10 protein-coding genes and 1 pseudogene are annotated in these 20953 nt (G+C 66.8%); 7 read left to right on the top strand and 4 right to left on the bottom strand.

The window, feature by feature from the left end; all coding sequences use genetic code 11:
* Positions 1-46 precede the first annotated feature (46 nt).
* From AB0D59_RS35690 to AB0D59_RS35680, 3 genes are all read right to left on the bottom strand, one after another.
* Positions 47-4978 (bottom strand): DEAD/DEAH box helicase, encoded by a 4932-nt coding sequence (locus tag AB0D59_RS35690; RefSeq protein WP_362574578.1) that lies wholly within the window; start codon positions 4976-4978, stop codon positions 47-49.
* 148 nt (positions 4979-5126) lie between these two features.
* Positions 5127-8975 carry an N-6 DNA methylase gene (locus AB0D59_RS35685; protein WP_362574576.1) on the bottom strand — a complete coding sequence of 1283 codons (3849 nt, stop codon included), beginning with the start codon at positions 8973-8975 and terminating at the stop codon, positions 5127-5129.
* Positions 8969-11800, bottom strand: a complete 2832-nt coding sequence (locus AB0D59_RS35680; protein WP_362574621.1) for a helicase-related protein — start codon at positions 11798-11800, stop codon at positions 8969-8971. The genes AB0D59_RS35685 and AB0D59_RS35680 overlap by 7 nt, the downstream gene beginning before the upstream one ends.
* A gap of 1020 nt (positions 11801-12820) precedes the next feature.
* On the opposite strand from AB0D59_RS35680, the pseudogene AB0D59_RS35675 reads away from it, so the two are divergent.
* Positions 12821-13764, top strand: a pseudogene (locus AB0D59_RS35675) (DUF5655 domain-containing protein).
* 97 nt (positions 13765-13861) lie between these two features.
* On the opposite strand, the gene AB0D59_RS35670 reads toward AB0D59_RS35675, so the two are convergent.
* Complete coding sequence (locus AB0D59_RS35670) at positions 13862-14608, bottom strand: site-specific DNA-methyltransferase (RefSeq protein ID WP_362574574.1); 747 nt, start codon at positions 14606-14608, stop codon at positions 13862-13864.
* A gap of 577 nt (positions 14609-15185) precedes the next feature.
* On the opposite strand from AB0D59_RS35670, the gene AB0D59_RS35665 reads away from it, so the two are divergent.
* The 6 genes from AB0D59_RS35665 to AB0D59_RS35640 all read left to right on the top strand — a co-directional run bounded on the left by AB0D59_RS35665 (position 15186) and on the right by AB0D59_RS35640 (position 20948).
* Entirely contained in the window at positions 15186-16331 is a 1146-nt protein-coding gene (locus AB0D59_RS35665) for a C40 family peptidase (RefSeq protein WP_362574572.1), read from the top strand.
* Positions 16332-16425: 94 nt separating this feature from the next.
* Positions 16426-16734, top strand: a complete 309-nt coding sequence (locus AB0D59_RS35660) for a DUF6112 family protein (RefSeq protein WP_362574570.1) — start codon at positions 16426-16428, stop codon at positions 16732-16734.
* Positions 16734-17423: a hypothetical protein gene (locus AB0D59_RS35655; RefSeq protein WP_362574569.1), complete on the top strand. Its 690-nt coding sequence runs from the start codon at positions 16734-16736 to the stop codon at positions 17421-17423. Before AB0D59_RS35660 ends, AB0D59_RS35655 begins: the two co-directional genes overlap by 1 nt.
* A 27-nt stretch (positions 17424-17450) precedes the next feature.
* Positions 17451-18845, top strand: a complete 1395-nt coding sequence (locus tag AB0D59_RS35650) for an ATP-binding protein (protein ID WP_362574568.1) — start codon at positions 17451-17453, stop codon at positions 18843-18845.
* A gap of 142 nt (positions 18846-18987) precedes the next feature.
* Entirely contained in the window at positions 18988-20460 is a 1473-nt protein-coding gene (locus AB0D59_RS35645) for an SCO6880 family protein (RefSeq protein WP_362574566.1), read from the top strand.
* Positions 20461-20495: 35 nt separating this feature from the next.
* Complete coding sequence (locus AB0D59_RS35640; protein ID WP_362574564.1) at positions 20496-20948, top strand: DUF6238 family protein; 453 nt, start codon at positions 20496-20498, stop codon at positions 20946-20948.
* Positions 20949-20953: the final 5 nt, after the last annotated feature.

Genomic DNA, 20953 nt, shown 5'->3' with positions numbered 1-20953 from the left:
GGCCCCGTGTAACTCCCCGTGGAGGTGCACGGGGCCCGCACCGCATTCAGCTATCGGTCAGATGTTCCTTGATCTGTTCCGCGCAGTGCTGGGCGTCGCGGACAATCTCTCCGCCCCAGAACGCCAGGACTGTCCAACCCGCTGACTTCATGGCATCGCGTTTTGCCGTGTCCGAGGCCTGTCGTTCGGGTGTGTGGTGATGTTTCCAGCCATCGCAGAAGACAGCGACTTTGTCCTCGGGCCACGCGAAGTCGGCGACAGTCACCGGGCGGGGGTTACCGTCGGTGGAGCCACGGTCTCCCCACGCGAACTGCGCCTGCCCACGCGGGGCGCCGATTGTCATGAGCGCGATCGCCAACCGCCGTTCGATCGCGGATCGAGGGCGACCATGGAAGGCATCGGAGTAAGTGGGGACGCGGAGGCCCGACACGTCCGGCGCGTCAATGAAGCGGCGCAGGAAGTCAGCGGCAATGTGGCGGTCGAGCAGGTCACCCTCGAGCTGGTTGCCGTAGGAGCGGAGGCAGGCGTAGCAGGAGCGTTCACAGGCACAGTCGTCGAGTACGGGGACGAGGGTTGCGGCGACCTCGCCGAAGCGTTCGGCGAGCTGGCGCAGGTAGCCGGCCCCGCCAGGAACCTCTTCGTAGAGCACGGCCAGCCGGAGGGAGGCGTCCTCGCTCTCCGGGTCAGGACGGGGCCAGTCGAAGCCGGCGACTTCTTCGTCTCCGGCCTGCAGTACAACGCGGCAGCCTAGATCGAGGGCGGCGCGGACGCTGGCGAGGAATTCCTCCAGATTATCGGGCCGGATGTCCAGGGATTCCAGGTCGGGCAGGATCTGCAGGCAGTCGACGCGGCGGTCAACTTGGAGGACGCTGGGTTCGAGGCGCTGGTTGGTACACATCGCGTCATGGAGCTTGGCCCGGTTCTTCTGGGCCTGGGTCGGCTTGGGGCCAGGGATCGCATCGAACCACAGTCCGCAGCCGGTACAGACGATGAACCGTTCGCTGTCGCGATGGTCCTTGGCGATGCGGCCCCGGTTGAGGATGGTCAGGTCGGCGCCGCGCTCCCAGTGCAGAACCAGGCCCGGGCGTTCGAACAGGTAGGTCTCGGCAGTGTTGGGGGCACCGAGGTGGTGGGTGACCTCGAAAGGTGAGCGTGAGCGGTGTTCTTCGTCGGCGGAGATCCGCTGGCGGCGGGCAGCGCGCATGGCGCGCATCGGGACACTGAGCTGGGGGGTCAGCTCGTCGCTGTTGCACGACATGCAGTGAGCATCGGTCGGGGCGTTGACTGTGTCGCAGCGTGCGCACAGGTTGACGCGTACGAGGGCGCCTACGCCTTCGGAGTTCACCAGGTTGGCGCGGCGGAAATCGACCTGGTCCACCAGCCACTTGGCACCGCGGGCATAAACGAGCTGGCCGGGCGCGTAGTCCTTGAGGGCCTGGACAGAGTCCTGTGACAGTTCCGCCGTTTCGCGTTCCAGCGCCAAGGTGGTCGTGTCGGTCGGGAAGGCGTACGAGGGCAGGAAGCCAACGGAGTTCAGGTAGGACAGCGTGTACGCCCGGGTGTAGTCGCCACGGCGCATCGCTTCCAGGCTCGCGCTGATGCTGGCGATGGCGCGTGAGGCTTCCTTGTTGCCCGGCTTATTGGTTGCCTGTGTCCACTCCTCGATCAAGCCCTTCTGCCGGATGCGGTACGGCTCAACCGCCTCGCTGAGGTCTTCGGTCCAGGAGTCGACAACCGTGTACGCCCAGTCCTCGGTGAGCCAGGGCAGGTCATCCTGAGCAAGGCCGAGCCGGAAGGCGCCGATCACCCGGGCGGCGATGCGGTCACGCCCCTCCGCGAGGGCCGTCTTCACTTCATCGATGTTCTGCAGGTCTCCGGCTTCGTCTTCGGTGACCAGTCCACGCATCCACTGGGGGAGATTCTCGCCGCACAGCTCCAGGGCCATGGCTCTGGCGTGGCGCTTGATTACCCGCTGGTTGTCCAGGAGAAACGCCGGCGGGCGGATGGCCCCGCGGATCATCTCCACTGGGCGAGCGTAGTAGTAGCTGTCGTGCGGCATGCCGCCAGCGAAGGTGACGACAAGTGCGACCCGCTCTTCACGGCGGCCGGCGCGACCGGCGCGCTGCGCGTAGTTACTCGGGCGCGGCGGAACGTTACGCAGGATGACAGCGAGGAGTTGGCCGAGGTCGACGCCGAGTTCCAGCGTCATGGTGCAGACCAGCAGGTTGAGGTCGCCGGTCTTGAACCGCTCTTCGATCAGTTCGCGGTCCTCCAACGGGACCTGTCCGGAGTGCTCTTCGGCCTTGACGATCAGTGGGGCATCGCTGGCCGCGAGGAGCCGCTCGTGATCGTCCTCGTCGCCCTGCCAGGGCTCCATCGTGCCCTTGCAGTTGAAGGTGGCGCACCTGCTCTTCGGAGAGGGCTCGGGCTGCACGGCTCGGCACGCACGGCACCGGAACATCGTGTCGTTGGCGGGCCTGATCTCCATGGCCTGGGGCGGGACTTGACGCAGCGCTATGCGGGCTTTGCCGGTGCCGACCTGGGTGCTGGCCAGCAGTTCGTGCTCGGCGAGCAGGTCCACGGCCTTGCGGACGCCCCGCTCGATGTTGTCGGACCCGGTCACGAGCGGGAAGGCGGTCTTGACCAAGCGCGCGGCCGATCCGCGAGCGCTCAGGGCGAGCGGGTTGGAGCCCGGGACCTTGACAGTGGTCTCGCCATATCCGGTGACGGACTGCCCCGCTGCCATGGTCGCGCCGGCTTCAAGCAGTTCGGACTCGATTTTCGCGTCCAGGCGCTTGCTGAGCAGTTCGTGTCCGACGCCGCCGCGCGTACGGGCGAGGTCGAGGATGCGGGCCAGCAGCCAGCGGGCTGCGGTGGGGTCGGTGCCCAGGTCGTCCGTGATGGGTTTCAGCGCGTCGTCGCCAAGGGCCTCCAGCCCGGGATAGCCAACGGTGATCAGACCGAGGCGTTCCAAGGTGGGCGGGCGTCGCTCGTCGCTGGCCAGTTCGCCGAGAAGATCCCATTCGCATACCCGCAGCGCTCGCTGCCGGGCGTCCTTGCCTGCCGGGTCTTGGTAAAGCCCGGACTCCTGGCCGCGTTGGAAGACATCCTGAACGAGGCTGTTGAAGCTGGCAGCCGGGTGTCCGTCGCGGGCACGGGCGGTGACGCTGTCCACGATCATGCGGCGTACCTGCACGGCGCGGGAGCGGTCGCGCAGATAGCCAGCCTGGAAGGCGGTGTCTTGGCGCGAGTCGGCGAAGATCAGGAGCCGCCGGAGCATCTCGTCGTCGCTCTGCGCCGCCAGGCCGGTGTGCAGGCTGAACGCGGCGGCGGTGACGGCGGCAGCGGTGCGAGCCGTGAACTCCTGAACCGCGCCGCTGGAGCGCAGGTATCCGCATCCGAGGCAGCGAGTGAGCGGGCGACCGGCGTCGGGGACGGCAACGAACACGTCGCGGCTGAGTACACCGCAGCCCAGGCAGGTCATGCTGCCCTGGGTGTCCTTGCCACAGCGGGTGCACCGCTTCGCCGTATACCAGGTCTTGCTGCGAGGCTGCGGGAGTTCGTAGGGATCCTCGGCGGTCAGGCGGCGGGCGACGTAACGGGCAACAGGGCCTTCAGACTCGTCCCGCTCCAGGTCGTAGTCCTGTCCGCAGCCCAGGCACACGCCCAGCGCGGTGGTGGCCTTGGCGTCGCAGCTGTCGATGGCGCAGGTGGTCGCACCGTCGAGGAGCAGGTGCTCGGCTTCGGCGGTGCAACGGACAGGGGTGGGCAGGCTGCGCAGGAACAGGTGGACCTTGGCTTCGAGGACGGGCGGCCCCGCAGGGGTGTGGGTGTCCGCGCCCAGCAGCAGCCAGCCGGCCACCTCCTCCTCCAGGGCCTCCGGGTCGGCACCTGCTCGCTGAGGAAGAGCGGCGAGGGTGGCCACGAGTTCGTCCACCTTGCTGGGCTGGGCGAGGTGGGCGCGCAGCAGGTCCAGGACCGGGCTGCCCTGCGGATCTCCGAGGATGGCCCGAAGGCGTGAGGTGTCCCCACCCTCGGCAAGAGCCTGGCGCAGTTGTTCGCGGTCGGGGGCAGGACCGATGGCGTTCAGGTCCGGCTCCGGCTGCGGAACTGCGGTCTCCTCAACGATGGCATCCACGTCGAACGGGGCGGCAAACAGGCTGCTCGCGAACTCCGCGGTGCGCCGAAGGTCAACGTCGTGATCGCCACCCGCGCTCACCGTCGCGGACAGCCCGACGCACACCAGCCCCTCGGCGTCAATGTGGCCCCGCAGGCGGCGAACAAGACCGGCGATCTCGGTACCGAGCGCGCCCTGATAAGTGTGGATCTCGTCCAGGATCAAGTGGCGCAGCAGCCCGTGCTGGAACAGGGCGCGGTCGTCGCGCCGGGTGAGGACGTACTCCAGCATGGAGTAGTTGGTGAGCAGGATGTCGGGCGGCGTCTCCTGCATCCGCGTGCGCTCGTGGGCGGGCGTCGCTCCCGTGTACACACCATAGGTCAGGCCGAGTGCCTCGCAGGCGGCCTTGATCCGGTCTTCCTGATCGTTGACCAGCGCATTCATGGGGTAGAGCGCAATTGCCTTCACGCCGGGGCGGTGCCGGTTATCGAAGGCGTGCGCGACGACCGGGATCAAGAACGACTCGGTCTTACCCGAGCCGGTGCCGGTGGCGACCAAGGTGTTGAGGCCCTGCCGGATGCGCGTGACCGCGGCGACCTGGTGCGTGAACAGGCGCTCGACCCGGGGAAACGCCTCGGTGACCTCCGGTGCCAGGCCTATGGTGCCAGCCAGCTCAGCGAGGGTGGCGTCCAGCTTGAAGCGCGGCTGCACAGACAGGTAGGGGCCCCGCCACAGCAGGGCGTCCTCGTCGACCATGCGCTCCAGCTGCGCACGCAGCCCCGGATCGGCGACCGGATAGGTGGTCCAGGTGAAACGCCGGTAGTCCTCACGCAACCGATCGGCCAGCTCCAGCGGATTCATCTCTGCGCCCCTCCAGTCCCCGTAGCCATATCGCTGAGTCACACACGCGCACCACCCCTTGGCCCTGCCATGGCGGAGGGTCAAAGGAACGGTCAACGAAGAGCGTAGTGCGGGGCACTGACATCCACGGCCGGACCGACAACGACAGTCAACCCGTCAGCCGGGCAAAGTGCTTCCGGACAGAGTCCTTGTACTCCTCATCAGGTCGGACCGGGCTCCCTTCAGCGCCAGCGCTCTGCCGAAAGTCGGCAAGGATCAGTTCCAGGTGCTTCGCAGACAACCCATACAGGTGGGCTACCCGGGCATCCAGCTCGGCGCGTAGGTTGTGCTCTTCCCCCTTGGATAGCGGTGCACAAGCTACGCCCAGCGCTGATGCAAGCTCATCGAATGCAGGGTGACGGCAGGTGAGCCGGGCCGCCAGCCGCACGACCTCCAGACCCGGGCCACTATCGAGAAGAACATCAGCAATAGGAAGCGTAGCCATAATGGACTTAGTAATACTAGAACTAGCCTTCCGGCGCACAATAAAGTCCATCACAAGACTATTCAAGAGCGCTACAACATACACCATTGAGTCGGCGCCAAGAATGGTGCGGTACCCGTTAACCGCAGGATCCCAGGTGGACCGATAGAAGAAGTGCAGTTTATGAGACACCGCCCTATCTGGCGGAATAACCGCACAGATCAGCGTTCGCTCATTCGTTGCACTTGAGGTTTCGCGCAGCACCGGACGATACTGGGTTGACGGAATCTCGATCACACCCACCCTCGGCTCAACACCTTGCAATTCCAGTTCTCCACGAGAGCGAGAAACTCCGCTCAGATTCTTTCGCATGGCCCGCTTACGCGCCCGGCCCACCAGAAGCTCATCCCCGGCAGCGTTCAGAAAATACGAGGGCTCGGCAAATCGGTCTACGAACTGGTGAATATTTTTCCCCTCAAGCAAGGGAATCCCATCAGGCACCTCCGAAAAGCAATCCTTATTGTCGTCAATGTGGAGCTCGCGCCCCCAATCGACCTGCCATCCGCCATTTTTCATGTATTGCAACAGAAGAGGCTTCTGTGAATAAATCACACCGAGCAAATTCAAAAGCCCAACGTCACGGGCGTCAGGAACCGCTAGCGTCTCAGGCGCCATGGCCCGAATAGCGCTCTTAGGAATAAAGATCGTGCGGCGATCCAGATCCATCAAGTGCTCAAGGCGCGACACACCACTTGTGAAGCGAAGCATGTCCGTCTTACCCCCGCGCTCAGCAACTAGGAGGAGAAACTGCTCACGCGTATCGATGGGGAAAATCTTGTTGGAGTTGTCACACAGGACGAACTGATCAACTCTACAGTTGTCGAATAGCTCTCGCCTATGGTACTGAGTTCCAGCATCTCCGACTACACCAGAATCAATCACCAATCCGATTCTCCCATTCTTCGAGAGTAGCTTGAGCTCTCGCTCCAGGAATGATCGGTAGAGATTATACGTCCCCTTAGTGCCAAGCATTTCATATACGCCCGAGTCCTTGACAAATGATTTCATTCCAGACAGAAATGAATTCGTGACGTATTTCGCTTCGCTGATTCTGGGATTATGTTCAAGTTCGGCTTGGCGGTCGAGTTTATCTTGCTTCTTCTTAAGTAGCACATACGACGGATCGAAGCGTCCGTAAAATTCCGCCGACTTAAAGGTAATGCCCTCCCATGGCGGATTTCCGATCATGGCATCGAACCCTGCGTCAGCTCGACGTTCCCCCTTGCCATCAAAGAAGACCTCTGGGAATTCTGCTTCCCAATGGAAAGGGCGAATCTCGGTTCTCACCTGAGTGAGAATTTCATCCAGCCCGCCACGAGGTGGATCGCCTCTCTTGACCGCCTCATGGCCATCGAGCCACTGGCCTGTATTGCTTTTGAGGCTGGCGGGGTAGAAGAAGGGAGCTACCCACCAGTCCCCCATGGCTTGCAGCCTAGTGAAGTCGTTTCTCTTGAGCAGCTCCGAGAATCGTTGTTCCTTGGCGCGGACTTGAAGGCGGTCTTCTGACGGTTCTTGGGCTAGCGACCGTCTCACACGCACGAGCGCGGCAAGGTCGGGCTCCTCAGTCTCGAAGAGGGAGACCTGCGACTCACTGGTTCCCACTGCCGCCCATTGGTTCCGACCACCTTGGGCTGGGGCAGGGACTCCAGCCCAACTGTCGAACGAGGCTCCGACGACTGCGTTGCCGCTGCGAAGGTGTGCATCAAGGAACGACAGTGGCTTTCCGGCTGCCGCGGTGGTCAGCCACAGCGATACTTTGGCAAGTTCGACCGCCATAGGGTTGAGGTCGACGCCGTAAATACAACGCTCGACGATCAAGCGACGATAGGCGGCGCGCTCAGCGTCATCGAGTTTGTGGTCCAGCATTTCGCCAGCGCGAGACAGCGCCTCACCGTATGCTTCAGTCAACTGGTGGACGGCAGGCACGAGGAACGCCCCCGACCCCATGGCCGGATCACAGATACGCAGGTTGAGGATCTGCTCCGGGGTAGCGTCCTGTACGAGCGGGCGCAGAGTCTCGCCGACGACGAAGTGGGCAAGAGGCCGAGCAGTGTAGTAGGAGCCGGAACCCTTTCGCTGGCCACTTGCTTCGAAGAGGTAGAAGGTGCCGGTTTCATAAGGCTCCAGGATCTCGGCGTTCTCCGGCAGCCGATCCGCGTCGAGAACCTGCACGAGGGCGGATTGGCCCCGACCGATGCGCACGAGGGCCTTCGGATTATCGGCGATCTGTGGTTCGAAAGAAAGCAAGCCCTCGTAGATGCTGCCGAGTTGTTCAACGCCAAGCTCACGGTAGTTGACGGGCCGTAGCCCGTCCTGAGCATGAGGGCCTGTGTTGCGTTCTGGTTTGGTCCATGACAGCGCATGGATGGCGTTGCGTACGAAGGTATCGCCAACAGTCATTTGGGGTGAGTCGAGCAGGGGGGACTTACCCGGGTCGAAGAGGCCGCCGTTGAACCCGGTGATCTGGAGTTCTCCGGCATCGATCCCGTCCCGCAAGAGTGCCCACTGTGCTTGCAGAGAGCCCCAGAGGAAACCACCGTCGGGTTCCCAGGCCGCATCCGCTGTGAGGATCTCTTTACGCAGGGCACGCAGAGAGTACCCGCGGTCGTAGGCGGGGGTGCCCACGGGAAGGAGCCCACGATCCTCCGCATAGGCGACGAACAGCAGCCGATAGGCAACCTTGAGGGCGTCGGCGAACAGAGCACGAGGTTCCGGCGGCTCTTGGCCTGCGATCTGCCAATGGTGCAGGGCTCCGTTGGCGATAGCACTGATCGCAGTGCGCACACCACCCGAGAGGTTTTCGCTGACTGCGGTTGCCGCATCGGTGCTGGCGTCCTCGACACGCTTCCACAGGATCTCGCCAGCATCGTCCGGCCTGAACGCCTCGGGGCGTAGAAGGGCCCAGAGCACCCGCCACTCGTGCTCATCTCCCAGCTCCGCCAGACCGACGAGGTCGACCGAGAGATAGCTGGCCTCGCCGCCGAGCCCGGGGTCGCGGCGGATCACCCGCAGTTCCACGCCGTTGCTGAGGAGCACCGCCGGCAGCTGGTGTCCGCGGGCGCAGACCTCGGCCTGGCGCTGCGGGCGCAGCTTTCCAGCTCGGCGTCCGGTGGGTGAGGCGTCGAGGTGCTGTCCGGGCGGGGTGATGAGGATGGAGACGAGATCGGGACCAGGTGCTTGCTCGCTGTCGGCGCCGTGGGCTTGGCCCAGGACGGGTTCTTCTATCGCGGGCGGGCTGCCGGTGTATGTCCAGCCGAAGCAGGCAAGCCAGGTCAGCATGCGCTTCCGGGTCTCGCCGGGAGTGCTGGTTTCGTCGATGTCGGCGATCAGACGGCGCAGCTCGCGCTTGGCGTGGCGGACACCGTCGGCTGCTGTGTCGGCCCCGGCTCGGTCGCGCTGTTCGCGGAGGAAGAGGGCAGGGTCGGAAAGGTAGTACGTCGACAGTGTGGTGCCGGCGACGGTGATGTTCAGCATACTGGCGCCTCCACGCACACAATGCAGCCGACGGGTTCGCCCTGGGTGATGTCGGCGACTTGGAATCCGCGGCTGAGGGCTTTGCGGCGGCGGTCGAATTCTGCGTCAACTGCGGTTCGGGCTTCGTCGACGGTGTGGAAGGCGCCGTGTCCGGTGTCAGCGAAAAGGCCGAGCTGTACGGATTCACCGAGGCCGGTGGCGAAGCGGCGCTCGGCTTCGGCGAGTTCGGCGGCGTGCCAGCGGTTCAGGTCCGCGTGGAGCCGACGGGAGTCGGCAGTCAGCTGCTCGCGGAGCCCTTCGGCCCGTCCAGCGATCCTGCGGGATGCCTCCTGCTGACCGATCAGCGCGGCTTCATCGAATCCTGCGGCCATCTCTCGTCGGGCCTGCTCAATGGGGTCATGACTGCCGAGGGGGGCGGCGCGTTGCCGGAGCCGACGCAGGTCTGCGGCCTCGTCATCGCTGGGCTTGCCCGGACGGCCGCCTTCTGTCCAAGGTACGAACACGGGGATGAGCGGTTCTTCCAGGACCCTGTTGTCGTCGGAGGTGATGCGGCCGACGTAGGTGAACAACCAACCGTTGCCGCCCTCGGCCACCGGCCGTACCGCGACACGGTCGGAGGCACTCTCGTCGTACAGCCTCGTACGGACGCGCTGCAGGACGGCGCGCACCAAGGGGTGCACCGGGGTGAGGAACGCCATGCCTCGGTTTTCCGGGTCCAAGGCCACGCTGCGGCTGAAAGTGGCCTGGAACGCCTCCTGGGGAACCAGGGGGTACTGCTTGAGCAGCGGCCCAGGATCGATGGTCAGTACGTCGCCGCTGCCGCTGACCCGGCCTTGGCAACTACGTACGACGGACGTCACGAGTTTGCGGAACTCGTCGAAGTCCGGCAGCAGCCAGCGGGCCTGTTCACGGGCGACGGCGGTCTCGGCCTCGGCTTCTTTCTCGTTCTGCATGCCCTGCATGAGCACCAGTGCGCCGCTGCGGTCAAGGTACTCGCGTACCTGCTGTACCGCCCGTTCCAGCCGTTCCTCCAGCTCCTCCGGGGAGACGTCCTCCAGGAGGCCGTCAATCACATCGCTGCGGCCTGCGACGCCCAGGACATCGCTGCTGGATCCGAGCTGGACCGTGATGGTGGCGAGCTTCTCGCGCAGCCGCTGCAGAATCTCCTCGTCCCGGGTATCGCCCAGGTACAGGTAACTGATCTCTACGACGTCCTGCTGTCCGTAGCGGTCGACGCGCCCGTTGCGCTGTTCCAGCCGGTTGGGGTTCCACGGCAGCTCGTAGTGGACGACCACGTGGCAGGCGTCCTGCAGGTTGAGACCTTCCCCAGCTGCATCGGTGGCCAGCAGGATCGCGCCGGGGGTCCGGGAGAAACGCTCCAGTACTTCGCGTCGCTTGGCGAGCGGAACGGTACCGTCGACCCGCAGCAAGGGACCGTGGCCCAGATTCTCTTCCAGGTAGTCCAGGGTGTCCCGGTATTCGGTGAAGAGGATGACGCGTTCCCCGCGTCGCCCGGCCCGGAAGCCTTCCAGCCAGCCCTGCAACCGAGTGAGCTTGCTGTCGTCCCCCGGGCTGAGCGCTTCGACCTGCTCCAGCAGCTTGGCGACTAGGCGCTGCTCTTCTCGCAGATCGTCTGCCTTCAGGTGCGCTGCCACGCCTTCCAGCGCGAGCTCTTCCGCGGCCAGCAGATCTTCTTCGGGCAACGCGGTGTCACCCCGGTACTGCTGGAGGACGTCCATGCGGTGGCGACCGGTGTGCTCAACGGGCGGGATGCCGAGATTCTGCGCGCGACGGCGCAGGCTCTGTTTGAGCGCGTGGGGGCTGGACAGAGCGCGCTTGCGCAGCACCTCCAGGGCGAATGCCTGGACGTGGTAGGAGTCGGTGTCGCGCAGCGCGTGCAGGACACGCTTACTGTGTCCGCGCAGCCGCGTGTGGATCTCCTTCTCCCGGCTGGTGGGGCGTACCTCGATCGGCTGCGGCGGGCGGCGGCGGCTGATCGGCTGCGGCGGTTCGCCACGCGCGACGTCGTCCTTGAGTCGCCGCACGATGTACGGCTTGACCAGGTCAGGATCCAGACGGCCGTCGTCGGCGGCCAGGTGCGGAGAGATCAGCTGCAGGAGGCTGGCGAACGACTCCTGGTATCCGTTGTGCGGGGTCGCAGAGAGCAGCAATAGTTCACGGCTGTGATCGGCCAGAGCGCGAGCCAGTCGACTACGGTCGGTGCCACTGGAACGGCCTTCGCCGGCATAGGCACGGGCCACGTGGTGAGCCTCATCAATGATCACCACGTCGAACGGCGGCGCCGCGTGGATGGCTGCCAGATTGTTCTTGAGGTAGTCAATGGAGGACACCGCGTACGGCACTGCAGTCCATGGGCTGACCGTGGTCGGGTTGTCGCGCCGGACCTCCAGCCACTTCTTGCTGTCGACCTTGGCAAAGTCCAGGTTGAAGCGAAAGCGCATCTCCTCTACCCACTGGTCCTGCAGACCAGCCGGGCAGGCGATGAGCACACGGTCCGCACGCCCCCGCCGCGCCAGCTCCATGAGTACCAAGCCAGCCTCGATCGTCTTACCGAGGCCGACATCGTCTGCCACAAGGAGGCGTACGCGCGGCTGACGCATTCCCGCGAGAACAGGGACAAGCTGGTACGGCTCTACGTCGATCCGGCCATGTTCAACAGCAAGGAGATCGCCTCGACCGTGCGCCATGGTGAGCGCGAGGGCATCATGCAACTCGTTCAGCCGAACCGGATTACCCGGCTCGAACCGCAGCCCCGTCGCCGACTCAGGTCGGAGCGTCGGCTCTCGATCCCGGTCCGCAAGCACCGTCAACCGCCGAGGCCCCGGGCGCCCATCCGCGCGCCGCAAGTCCAGGAACGTCTCGCTACCCGCACCGCGGACAGCCTCGACCTCCCACAAGCGGTCTCTGAGCCGCACCCGCATCCCACGCTCGAACATGATTGTGGAGTCTCCCAACCTGCTGATAAGCAAGGGCAAAGGCTACCTGGGCCACTCACAGACTCGCACCGTACTCGTGTCCTCCCGCACCTACTCATGATCGCAGGCCTGACCCGGGCGAAGCCGCTGCCCTACTTCCTTCTCGGAGAAGGAGACCCCGAGGAGGTGGGCATCTTCGGGATCTGGGACGAGCAAGTCCTCGTCGTGAGGTGACGACGTCAGCGAGTTCACCACCGAAAGGCTGCAGCGCGACATGAAGTTCAGCAAGTGACTCGGCGCCGATGTCCACCTGCCCGCCGCAATCGGCACCGTCGACCCAAGCACCGCGGCGGAAGCCCGCGCCCTGTGCGTGCAAGGCAGGGCTTGAAACGAGGCGCGGCGCGATGCGTACAACGCCCTCCTCGCCACGACCAAGCGACTGTCGAAACAACTGTGGAGAGGCACACAATGCCTAGTCGCGGTTCAGCGCCGCCACTGCCGCTGTGAGCGTCGCAGGGCCCCGCTTCGTTGCCGACGCCGCTGACGAACTCCGCAAGGCCATGTACGACTGGGAGATGATCACCACGTCTTGGACCCACGCGGCCGTACGCGGCGGGGTGGGCCCACTCGATGCCTTCGACGCACCATTCAAGGCCGCTGCTAAAGTCAAACGCCCGTCTTATCGGGCATTCCGAGCGTCAGCTCGTAAGGCACTCGGGGCCGGAGGGTAGCGCTACGTACAGCAGATCAGATGGTCGTCGCGACACGACGCCTCCGAAGGCTGGCCAGACAAACTCGAAGATAAGACCGCGGCAACCGCGGCACACAGCACGATTTTGAGGCGTACCGGAATACCGTGCTGTCGTTTTCGATTGGCTCTCCTGTAACGATCACGGGAGGGGGACGTCGGTGACCGACCTGATGCTGTTCCGGCAGGATGCCGATGGCCGGGACGTCGAGCTGCGGGGTTCGACGGTGGCACTGGAGGTGGAACTGCAGCGTCGGATCGAGGCGGGGATGGAGACGATGCTCGGCATCCGCTTCCTGGCGTCGGAGTACCCGACGGGGCCGTGGCACCGGGGCCGGATCGACTCGCTCGGCCTGGACGAGAACGGCACGCCTACACTGATCGAATACAAGAAGGGCGCCGACAGCGGTGTCTTGTCGCAGGCTGTCTCCTATCTGTCGTGGCTGGACTCCGCACGTCACGAGTTCGAGGCACTAGTCAAGGGGAAGCTGGGATCCGAGGTCGCCGAGTCGATCGACTGGAGGAACCCTCGGATGGTGTGCATCGCAGCCGGCTTCTCGCACCACGACCGAGTCGCGGTGCGCCGTCTGCGCGAGCGGATCGACCTGGTGCGCTACCGAGTCTTCGAGGGCGGGCTGCTGAGCCTGCTACTGATCGAGTCCACGCCTGGATCTACGAGACCGATCTCGGATCGGCGCCAGAGGGGCGAGCGTGAGGTCACGGCTGGTGCCGCTGGCGAGGACGGGAAGCCGTCCGCTCAAGCGACCGCCACCGCGAGTGCGATTCCTGGCTGCCTGCAGAACCTGTATGGCGAGCTGGACGAGGCCCTCACCGTCTGGGGCGAGGTCGAAGTGGCTCAGCTTCGGCATTACATCGCCTACCGCCGGATGGTGAACGTCGCCTCCGTCATCTTCCGCCCAAAGCACGAGGCGATTCTGGTCTACCTCAAGGTCGACCCGGACGCGGTCGAGCTGGAGGGGGCTTCACGCGCGATATGCGCGGCATCGGCCACCTCGGGACGGGCGACCTGGAGGTACGAATCGCCTCTGCCGCTGACCTGGAGAAGGCGGGACCGCTGATCCGGCGGGCATTCGAGGCAGCCTGACGCCAGAGGAAGGGCGGCAGGGTTCATCGGTTTCTCGAGGCACCCGCCGCCCTTTTGCGTCTGTGGTCCGTCGGCCCCGGCCTGGTCGGTCTCATGCTCATGCCTCCGGTCCGGCCAGGACGAAGTGGTCCTGGTTCAGTTCCGCCTGGAGCCTTCGCTCGGCGACGGCCGCGTAGTGCGAGGACAACTCGACCCCCACGAACCGCCGGCCCTCGCGCAGGGCGGCGACGCCTGTTGAGCCGCTGCCGGTGAACGGGTCGAGGACGGTGCCGCCTTCAGGGCAGATCTGCACGAGCTGCTGCATGATCTCGACCGGCTTCTGGGTGATGTGGACGCGGTCCTTGCGGGGCTGGGACGCAATGAAGTGGCCGGGCAGGTAGAGGTCCCGGTCCTTTTCGAGGCTGCCCTTGACGCCCCAGGTGATGAACTCGGCCGACTGCTTGAACCCGCCCTTACGGGGCCGGCTGGCGGGCTTGATCCAGGGGATCGTGCCGCTCCAGGTCCAGCCCGCCATCTGTAGGGCGTCGCTTGTGGTCGGCTCCTGGCGCCAGTCGGAGAAGACCATGGCGACGGAGTGCTCGGTCGCGGCCCGGTACGCCTCGGTGAGCAGCGCGGTCAGCCAGCTTCGATAGCTCCGCTGATCGCGGTTCTCGCCGGGGAAGTTCTGCAGGTCGTGCGCCGATCCGGCCGTGACGTACTTGGCGCGGGCGGTGCGGCCGGTGCGGTCCGAGCTGGTGCGTCCGCCGGAGTTATACGGGGGATCGGTGATGACGGCGTTGACGCTCTCGTCCGGGAGGGTCTTCAGCACGGTGAGGGCGTCGCCTCGGTGCAGCGTGTAGCTCATGTGCGGGGCCTCTTTCAGGGCACGAAGGGGCTGGTCCAGCTTCGGACGGCGGTCAACAGCGGCCGTTCGGAGTGGGGTTGCGCCGGAGGTTAGCCGCGTTTCCCGGCCGCACCTAGCGAGCCTGTGCCGTACTTCCGGCCTGGGTTCGGCGGTCGTTTGGTACGGCCGGAATCCCGGTCTACTGTCTCGCCGTGTCGCCGAGGAGGAGCCCGGCTCCACCCCAGCTGACCTGAGCTGATCCGTGTTGCCGCGTCCAAGAGCGCGGCCCGGAGGGCACGTTGGCCCCCGTTCTCGAAGCCGTAAGGAGACCCGGTGCACCGCCTGAGATTACGAGCGCGGCTGGCTGCCGCGCATGACCTGAGACCGGCGTCCGGGAGCTACCAACTCCCCTGACACGGGCCCGCCCTGAGAGGCGGATTCACATCGGCGCGGTGCCGACGGCTTTGCACGAGAAGTCGGCACCGCGCCTCCTGCGAACCCAAGGAGCCGCTGCGATGCAGCACGCCCTGATACGCCCACGCCCTGACCCAACCCCGTTGCCCGGCCGGGCTGTCCGCCCCGGCGAACGGCAGCGGCGATGAAGAAGACCACCGGGACCGTCGTCGGTCTCGTCGCCTCCGGTCCGCTGCTGTTGGCCGTTCCGATCCTCGGTATCGCGGCCGGGAGTGCCTCGGCCTCCTGCTCTACCGGCGGTACACAGGCTGTGGATACCTCTGCCGTGGCCGCTCAGGTGAAGGCGATCCTGGACGGCGGCGGCAAGGGCACGGTCTCCGTGCCGGGCCTGGACGACCCGGCCGAGCAGATCCCCAACGCCAAGACCATCCAGGCCGCCGGCGTCGCGATGAACATCCCGGTCCGGGGCCAGGTCGTGGCCCTGGCGACCGCCTTGCAGGAGAGCGGTCTGCGGAACCTGACCTACGGCGACCGCGATTCACTGGGCTTGTTCCAGCAGCGACCGTCGCAGGGCTGGGGCACCGCGAACGAGATCCTCGACCCGGTGCACGCCTCGACGATGTTCTACGAGGCGTTGGAGAAGGTCTCGGGCTGGCAGTCCCTGTCCGTCACCCAGGCCGCCCAGGCTGTGCAGAGGTCTGGCTTCCCCGAGGCTTACGCGAAGTGGGAGCCCCTGGCCACCGCCTTGCGGCAGGCTATCGAACCGCTGCTGTCGAAAGCCGGCGGCACGTCGCCGGGCCCTTCGCCATCCGGTTCCGGCGGCACAGGCAGTTCTCCGACGAGTACCGCGGGCGGCTGTACGAGCGGCGGGGACGGAACAGACTTCGGAATCATCCCGCCCGGCGCGTTGCCGGCCGGATACAAGATCCCGGCAGACGCTGCACCCAAGGTCCAGACGGCGATCCGCTGGGCGCTCGGCCAGCTCGACACCCCGTACCAGTGGGGCGGGAGCTGTACTGACTCCCACGGGCTCGACCCCATGGGCCGCTGCGACTGCTCCTCCCTGATGCAGCAGTCGTACAAGGCCGCAGGGGTCACCCTCACGCGGACGACGTACACGCAGGTCAAGGAGGGCAAGCCGGTATCGGTCGACGCTCTCCAGCCCGGTGACCTCGTCTTCACCGAGGGCACTACCGAGGTCCCGGAACACGTCGGGATGGTCGTCGGTCAGGGCTTGATCGTGAACGCCCCGCACACCGGCGACGTGGTCCGCCTCGCGACCCTCGCGTCCTGGAAGCCGCAGATTCTCGCGGCCCGCCGAGTCGTCTGACCGGCGCTCCCCTCCTTCTCCCTTCCCCTTCCTGCACTGCCGCTTCGCCCCCTCGGGCTTTGGCATGCACTAAATCGAACTGGAGTTCGCAACCATGTACCTCGCCGACAAGGTCGCCCAGCTCGCCTACGACCCCGGAATCAAACCGAACGAGGGCGGGCTGCCGGGCCTCTCGGTCCTCAAGCAGGTGATCGGCTCCGTCAACCTCTTCGGGATCATCGCCGTGGTCGGCGCGCTCGCCGTCAGCGCCGGCGTATGGGCCTGGGGTCACCACTCCGGCGGACACCAGGCCGAGGCCAGCGGCAAGAAGGGCGTGCTGGTCAGCGCTGGAGCGGCCCTCCTGCTGGGTGCCGCGAACGGTGTGGTGGCGTTCTTCAGCACGCTGGGGACGCAGGTCCACTGATGTCTCCCCGCTCTTCGAACCCCGGCGGCGCATCGCGCGTGCGCCGCCGGGCGCTGCTCGGCACCGCTGTCCTGGTGGCGCTCGTCGCCCTCGCCGGCCTGGCCGCCTACCTCACCCGCGACGGCAGGACCTCCTCCAAGGCTCCTGCACCGCAGGCGGGTTCGGCTTCCCCCTCCTCCCCGACCGCTTCGGCTTCCGCCGCGTCACCACCACACGGGAACCGCGGCGTCCTTCCCGTTCCCCCGTCCACGCACGACCCGATCGCCTTCGGGAAGGCGGCAGCCGCAGCGCTGTGGTCCTACGACACCCGTGCCTACTCCCAGCATGAGCTGCTGGCCGCCCTGCACAAGTGGCTGACCAGCGAGACCAAGTACGCCGACGCCGCCTCGGTCGACGCGCTCGTCCCCTCGCCCGTGCTGTGGAAGGAAATGGCCGCCAACGGTCAGTTCGCCACCGCCACCGTGAACGAGGCGCACTTCCCCGACTCGTTCACCCAGGCCCTCCAGGAAGATCCCGGGGCGATCACGCAGACGCACATCTACGCCGTGACGGTTTCCGGCAAACAGTCGATCGCCTGGAACGGTTCGCCGCACGGCGGCGCCGAGAACCGTGTCACCACCCTCGCGGTCCAGTGCCGCCCCTCCCAGCCCTGCGCCCTGGCCGGTGTCCTGCCGGCCGTCGCGCCCTGACCCTCACCCGAGAAAGGAGGTACCGCCATGGGAGTCTGCGACTTTCCGCTGATGGACAAGGTCTGCGGCGCCGTCGACTTCGCCACGAACCCCGCCGGGACCGTCACCGACGGCATCGGGGCGTGGATCGCGAAGTCAGCGGGTGAGCTGGCCGCCAGCGCAGCCGATCTGGCCGCCAAGGCCGTCAACGAAACGACCGCCATCGATCTCAACGCCGGTTGGTTCCGGGACAACTACGAGTTGCTGTTGCCCATCGGCCTCGCCCTGACCGTCGGCACGTTCTGCATCCAGTTGATGTTCGCGGCCTGGCGACGGGACGAACGCGCCCTCGCCCAAGCCGCGATCGGCACGATGACCGGCGTCCTCTTCTCCTTCTGCGCCGTCGCCTTCACCTCCGTGGCCGTCACGGTGGTCGACGCTCTGTCCGACGGCCTGTTCCAAGCAGCCAACAGCTCAGTGGACGACGCGATCCGCCGCGTCATCAAGGTCAACAACCTGGGGGCGATGTACGGCCTCGGCTGGACCGTCCCAGCCCTCGTCGCCTTCGGCTGCGCGATCGGCGCGTTCATGTACTGGGGCGTGATGGTCTCCCGCAAGGTCGGCGTCCTGATCATGGTCGCCCTCGCGGTCTTCGCCGGATCCGGGGGCGGCTGGGAGGTCGCCAAACGCTGGCGGCGGGGTTGGATCGAGGCCACCGCCGCCCTCGTCGTGTCGAAACTGCTGATGACCGTGGTCTTCCTGATCGGCGTCTCGGCGATGGGCAAGTCCGATCCCCAGGACGGAATGGCCGCCCTGTCCGACGCGATGGCCGGCATCGTCGTCATGGTCCTGGTCCTGGTCTGCCCGTACGCCACCTACAAGTTTGTCCACTGGGCGACCGACGGCGGCGGACACGACGACCTGCACCGTACCGGCGTCGCCGGCATGGCGGTCGCCGCGGGGGCCGCGAAGACCGCGGGCAGCCTCGCGATGCAGGCCAGCACCGGCACTCCTGCTCCGCAGGGGCCGAGCCGGGTCCCCGGCGCGGGCAGCGACGGTGTCGCCTCCGGCATCAACCCCACCGGCGGCAACCTGAGCAAGGATGGCATCGACACCGGTCCCCCGAAGCCGCAAACCCGCTTCCGGTACGGCGAGGACCCGAACGCCTCCGGCGACAAGGGTCGCGCCCTGATCCAGCGCCCCGGCATCCCCGCGCTGATCACACGGCCTGCCGACACCGAAGCAGGAGGCTCCGAGGGGAGCGCTCCCCCCGCAGCCCAACCCGCTGGCGCGTCGGCTCCGGGCAGCAGCTTGACCCGCGCAGGTGCCGTGCCGCCCAGCGGTCCCGCCGCACCGCCGCCGCCCTCCACCGGTCCGTCGGCGACCGGCTCCCCGACTCCGACGAGCTGGGTCTACCCCAACCAGCCGCCGTCCGGGTCCTGACCCACCACCACCCAGGGGGCGGGCTGCAGCCCTCCAGCCCGCCCCCTTCCCCCGACCACCCGAAACGGAGTCCTGCCATGACCTCCAGAAGAGCCCCGCGCCTTCCGCCCCTTCCCGCCCGCTCCCGCTGTCTGGAACCGCCATGTCTGACAACCCCCAGGCCGAAGCCACCACGGCCACCGTGAAGTTCCCGCACCGCAGCACGCGCGGCATCCTGCTCGGCCTGACCGCCCCGCAACTGATCGTCGTGAGCCTCACCGGCCTGCTCCTGCTCGCCGTGATCCTCGCCCGTGGCGTGGTCGGCGCTCTCGAACTCATCCCGCTGTGGGCCGCCATCGCCCTGCTCGTCTTCGTTCGCCACCGGGGCCGAGCCCTGGCCGACTGGGCTCCGATCGTTACCCGGTACGTGCTCCGCCGGATGCGGGGCCAGTTGATCTGGCTCGTCCGGCCCTCCCGCCGCCCGGTCCGCGAAGGACTCCTCCACCTGCCCGGTACCGCCGCCAGCCTGCGCGTGGTCACCGCACCCGACCGCCGGTACGGCGCGGTCCACAACCCCCACACCGGCACGCTGACCGCCGTCGTCAAGGTGTCCTCCCGCGCCTACGCGCTGCTCGACCCGGGCACCCAGAACGCCAACGTCAACGGCTGGGGGCGTGCCCTCGCCGCGCTGGCCCGCACCGGTCAGGTCGCCCGGATCCAGGTGATCGAGCGCACCGTGCCTGACTCCGGCGACGCCCTTCGCCGGTACTGGGAGGAGCGCGGCCAGCCCGACACCCCGGTGGCCGGCGCGATCTACAGCGAGCTGATCCAGAGCGCGGGCCCGGCTGCGGCGCCGCACGAGGCGTACGTCGCGGTCTCGCTGGACGCCAAGGCCGCGCGACGCCTGATCAACCAGGCCGGAGGCGGTATGACCGGGTCCTTCAGCGTCCTGGCGCAGCTGACCTCGACCTTCGACCAGGCCGCGCGCACCGCCGGGCTCAACCCCACCGGCTGGCTCACCGCCCACGAGATCGCGGCCGTCGTGCGAACGGCGTACGACCCCAAGGCCCTTGCCGCACTGGACCGTTGGTCCTCCTCTGGGCGTCCCGAGGCTGACTTCGCCGCTGCCGGCCCGGTCGTGGTCGTCGAGAAGTCGGACCACATCGCGACTGACTCCGCCGTCCACGCCACGTACTGGGTGGAGAACTGGCCCCGCACCGAGACGTCGGCGGGCTTCCTGCACCAGCTCCTGTTCACCGCCGGGGTCCGGCGGACCCTGTCGCTGTCGTACGAGCCGAAGGGACTGGACGCCGCCCTGCGCGATGTCCAGCGCAAGAAGGCCAGCGTGATCGCGGACGCCGCCGAGCGAGCTCGGCGCGGCCAGGTCGACTCCGAAGCGGACTCCATCGAGTACCAGGACATCAAGTCCCGTGAGCGCCAGCTCATCGCGGGCCACGCGGATGTCGCCCTGACCGGCCTGCTGACCGTCTCGGCCGACTCCGAGGAGGAGCTCCGCTCCGCGTGCGCGGTCGTGGAGACCGCGGCCGTCGGCGCACAGCTCGACCTCCGGCCGCTCACCTGGCAGCAGGCCGAAGCATTCACCGCCGCCGCCATGCCGCTCGCCCTCACCGCCTGATGCCGGCCCTCCTCCCTTCCGAAAGAGCACCCCCCATGTCCCGCACCGCCAGCCCGACAGCGCAGGACTTCATACCCTTCGCCACCGCCGCGCTCGACTTTCACCACGCGCTCAACATTCCGGGCGGTCCCCTCGTCACCACCCGCGCCGAGCTGGACGCCCTGCACGCCCACCTCGTCTCGCTGCACGGCCTGCTCGACGCCCACGCCGCACGCACAGGCCGACTCGCGCCGATCGAGGGCGACCAGCTCCGAGCCGCCCGCACCCGGATCTGGCAGGCCGCCGAGCACGTCCACGCCGCCTACCACGCGGCACCCCGACCCGGTTCCGGAGAGGTCCCCGATCTTGAGGGGTGCCAGGCCGGCCTACCAGAGGGGGCGCCGGAGCTGACCATCTGCCAGCGCCACCAGCGCACCGCGCACCTGGTGCGCCGCCGCACCACCCCGGCCGACCTCTACGCCCCGTTCACCGGCCTCATCCGCCGCTGACATCC

It is taken from the genome of Streptomyces sp. NPDC048417, from assembly GCF_040651615.1.
Taxonomy (GTDB): Bacteria; Actinomycetota; Actinomycetes; order Streptomycetales; family Streptomycetaceae; genus Streptomyces.
Note: the sequence above shows the minus strand (reverse complement) of the source record. Positions and strands in the feature narration are given on the sequence as shown.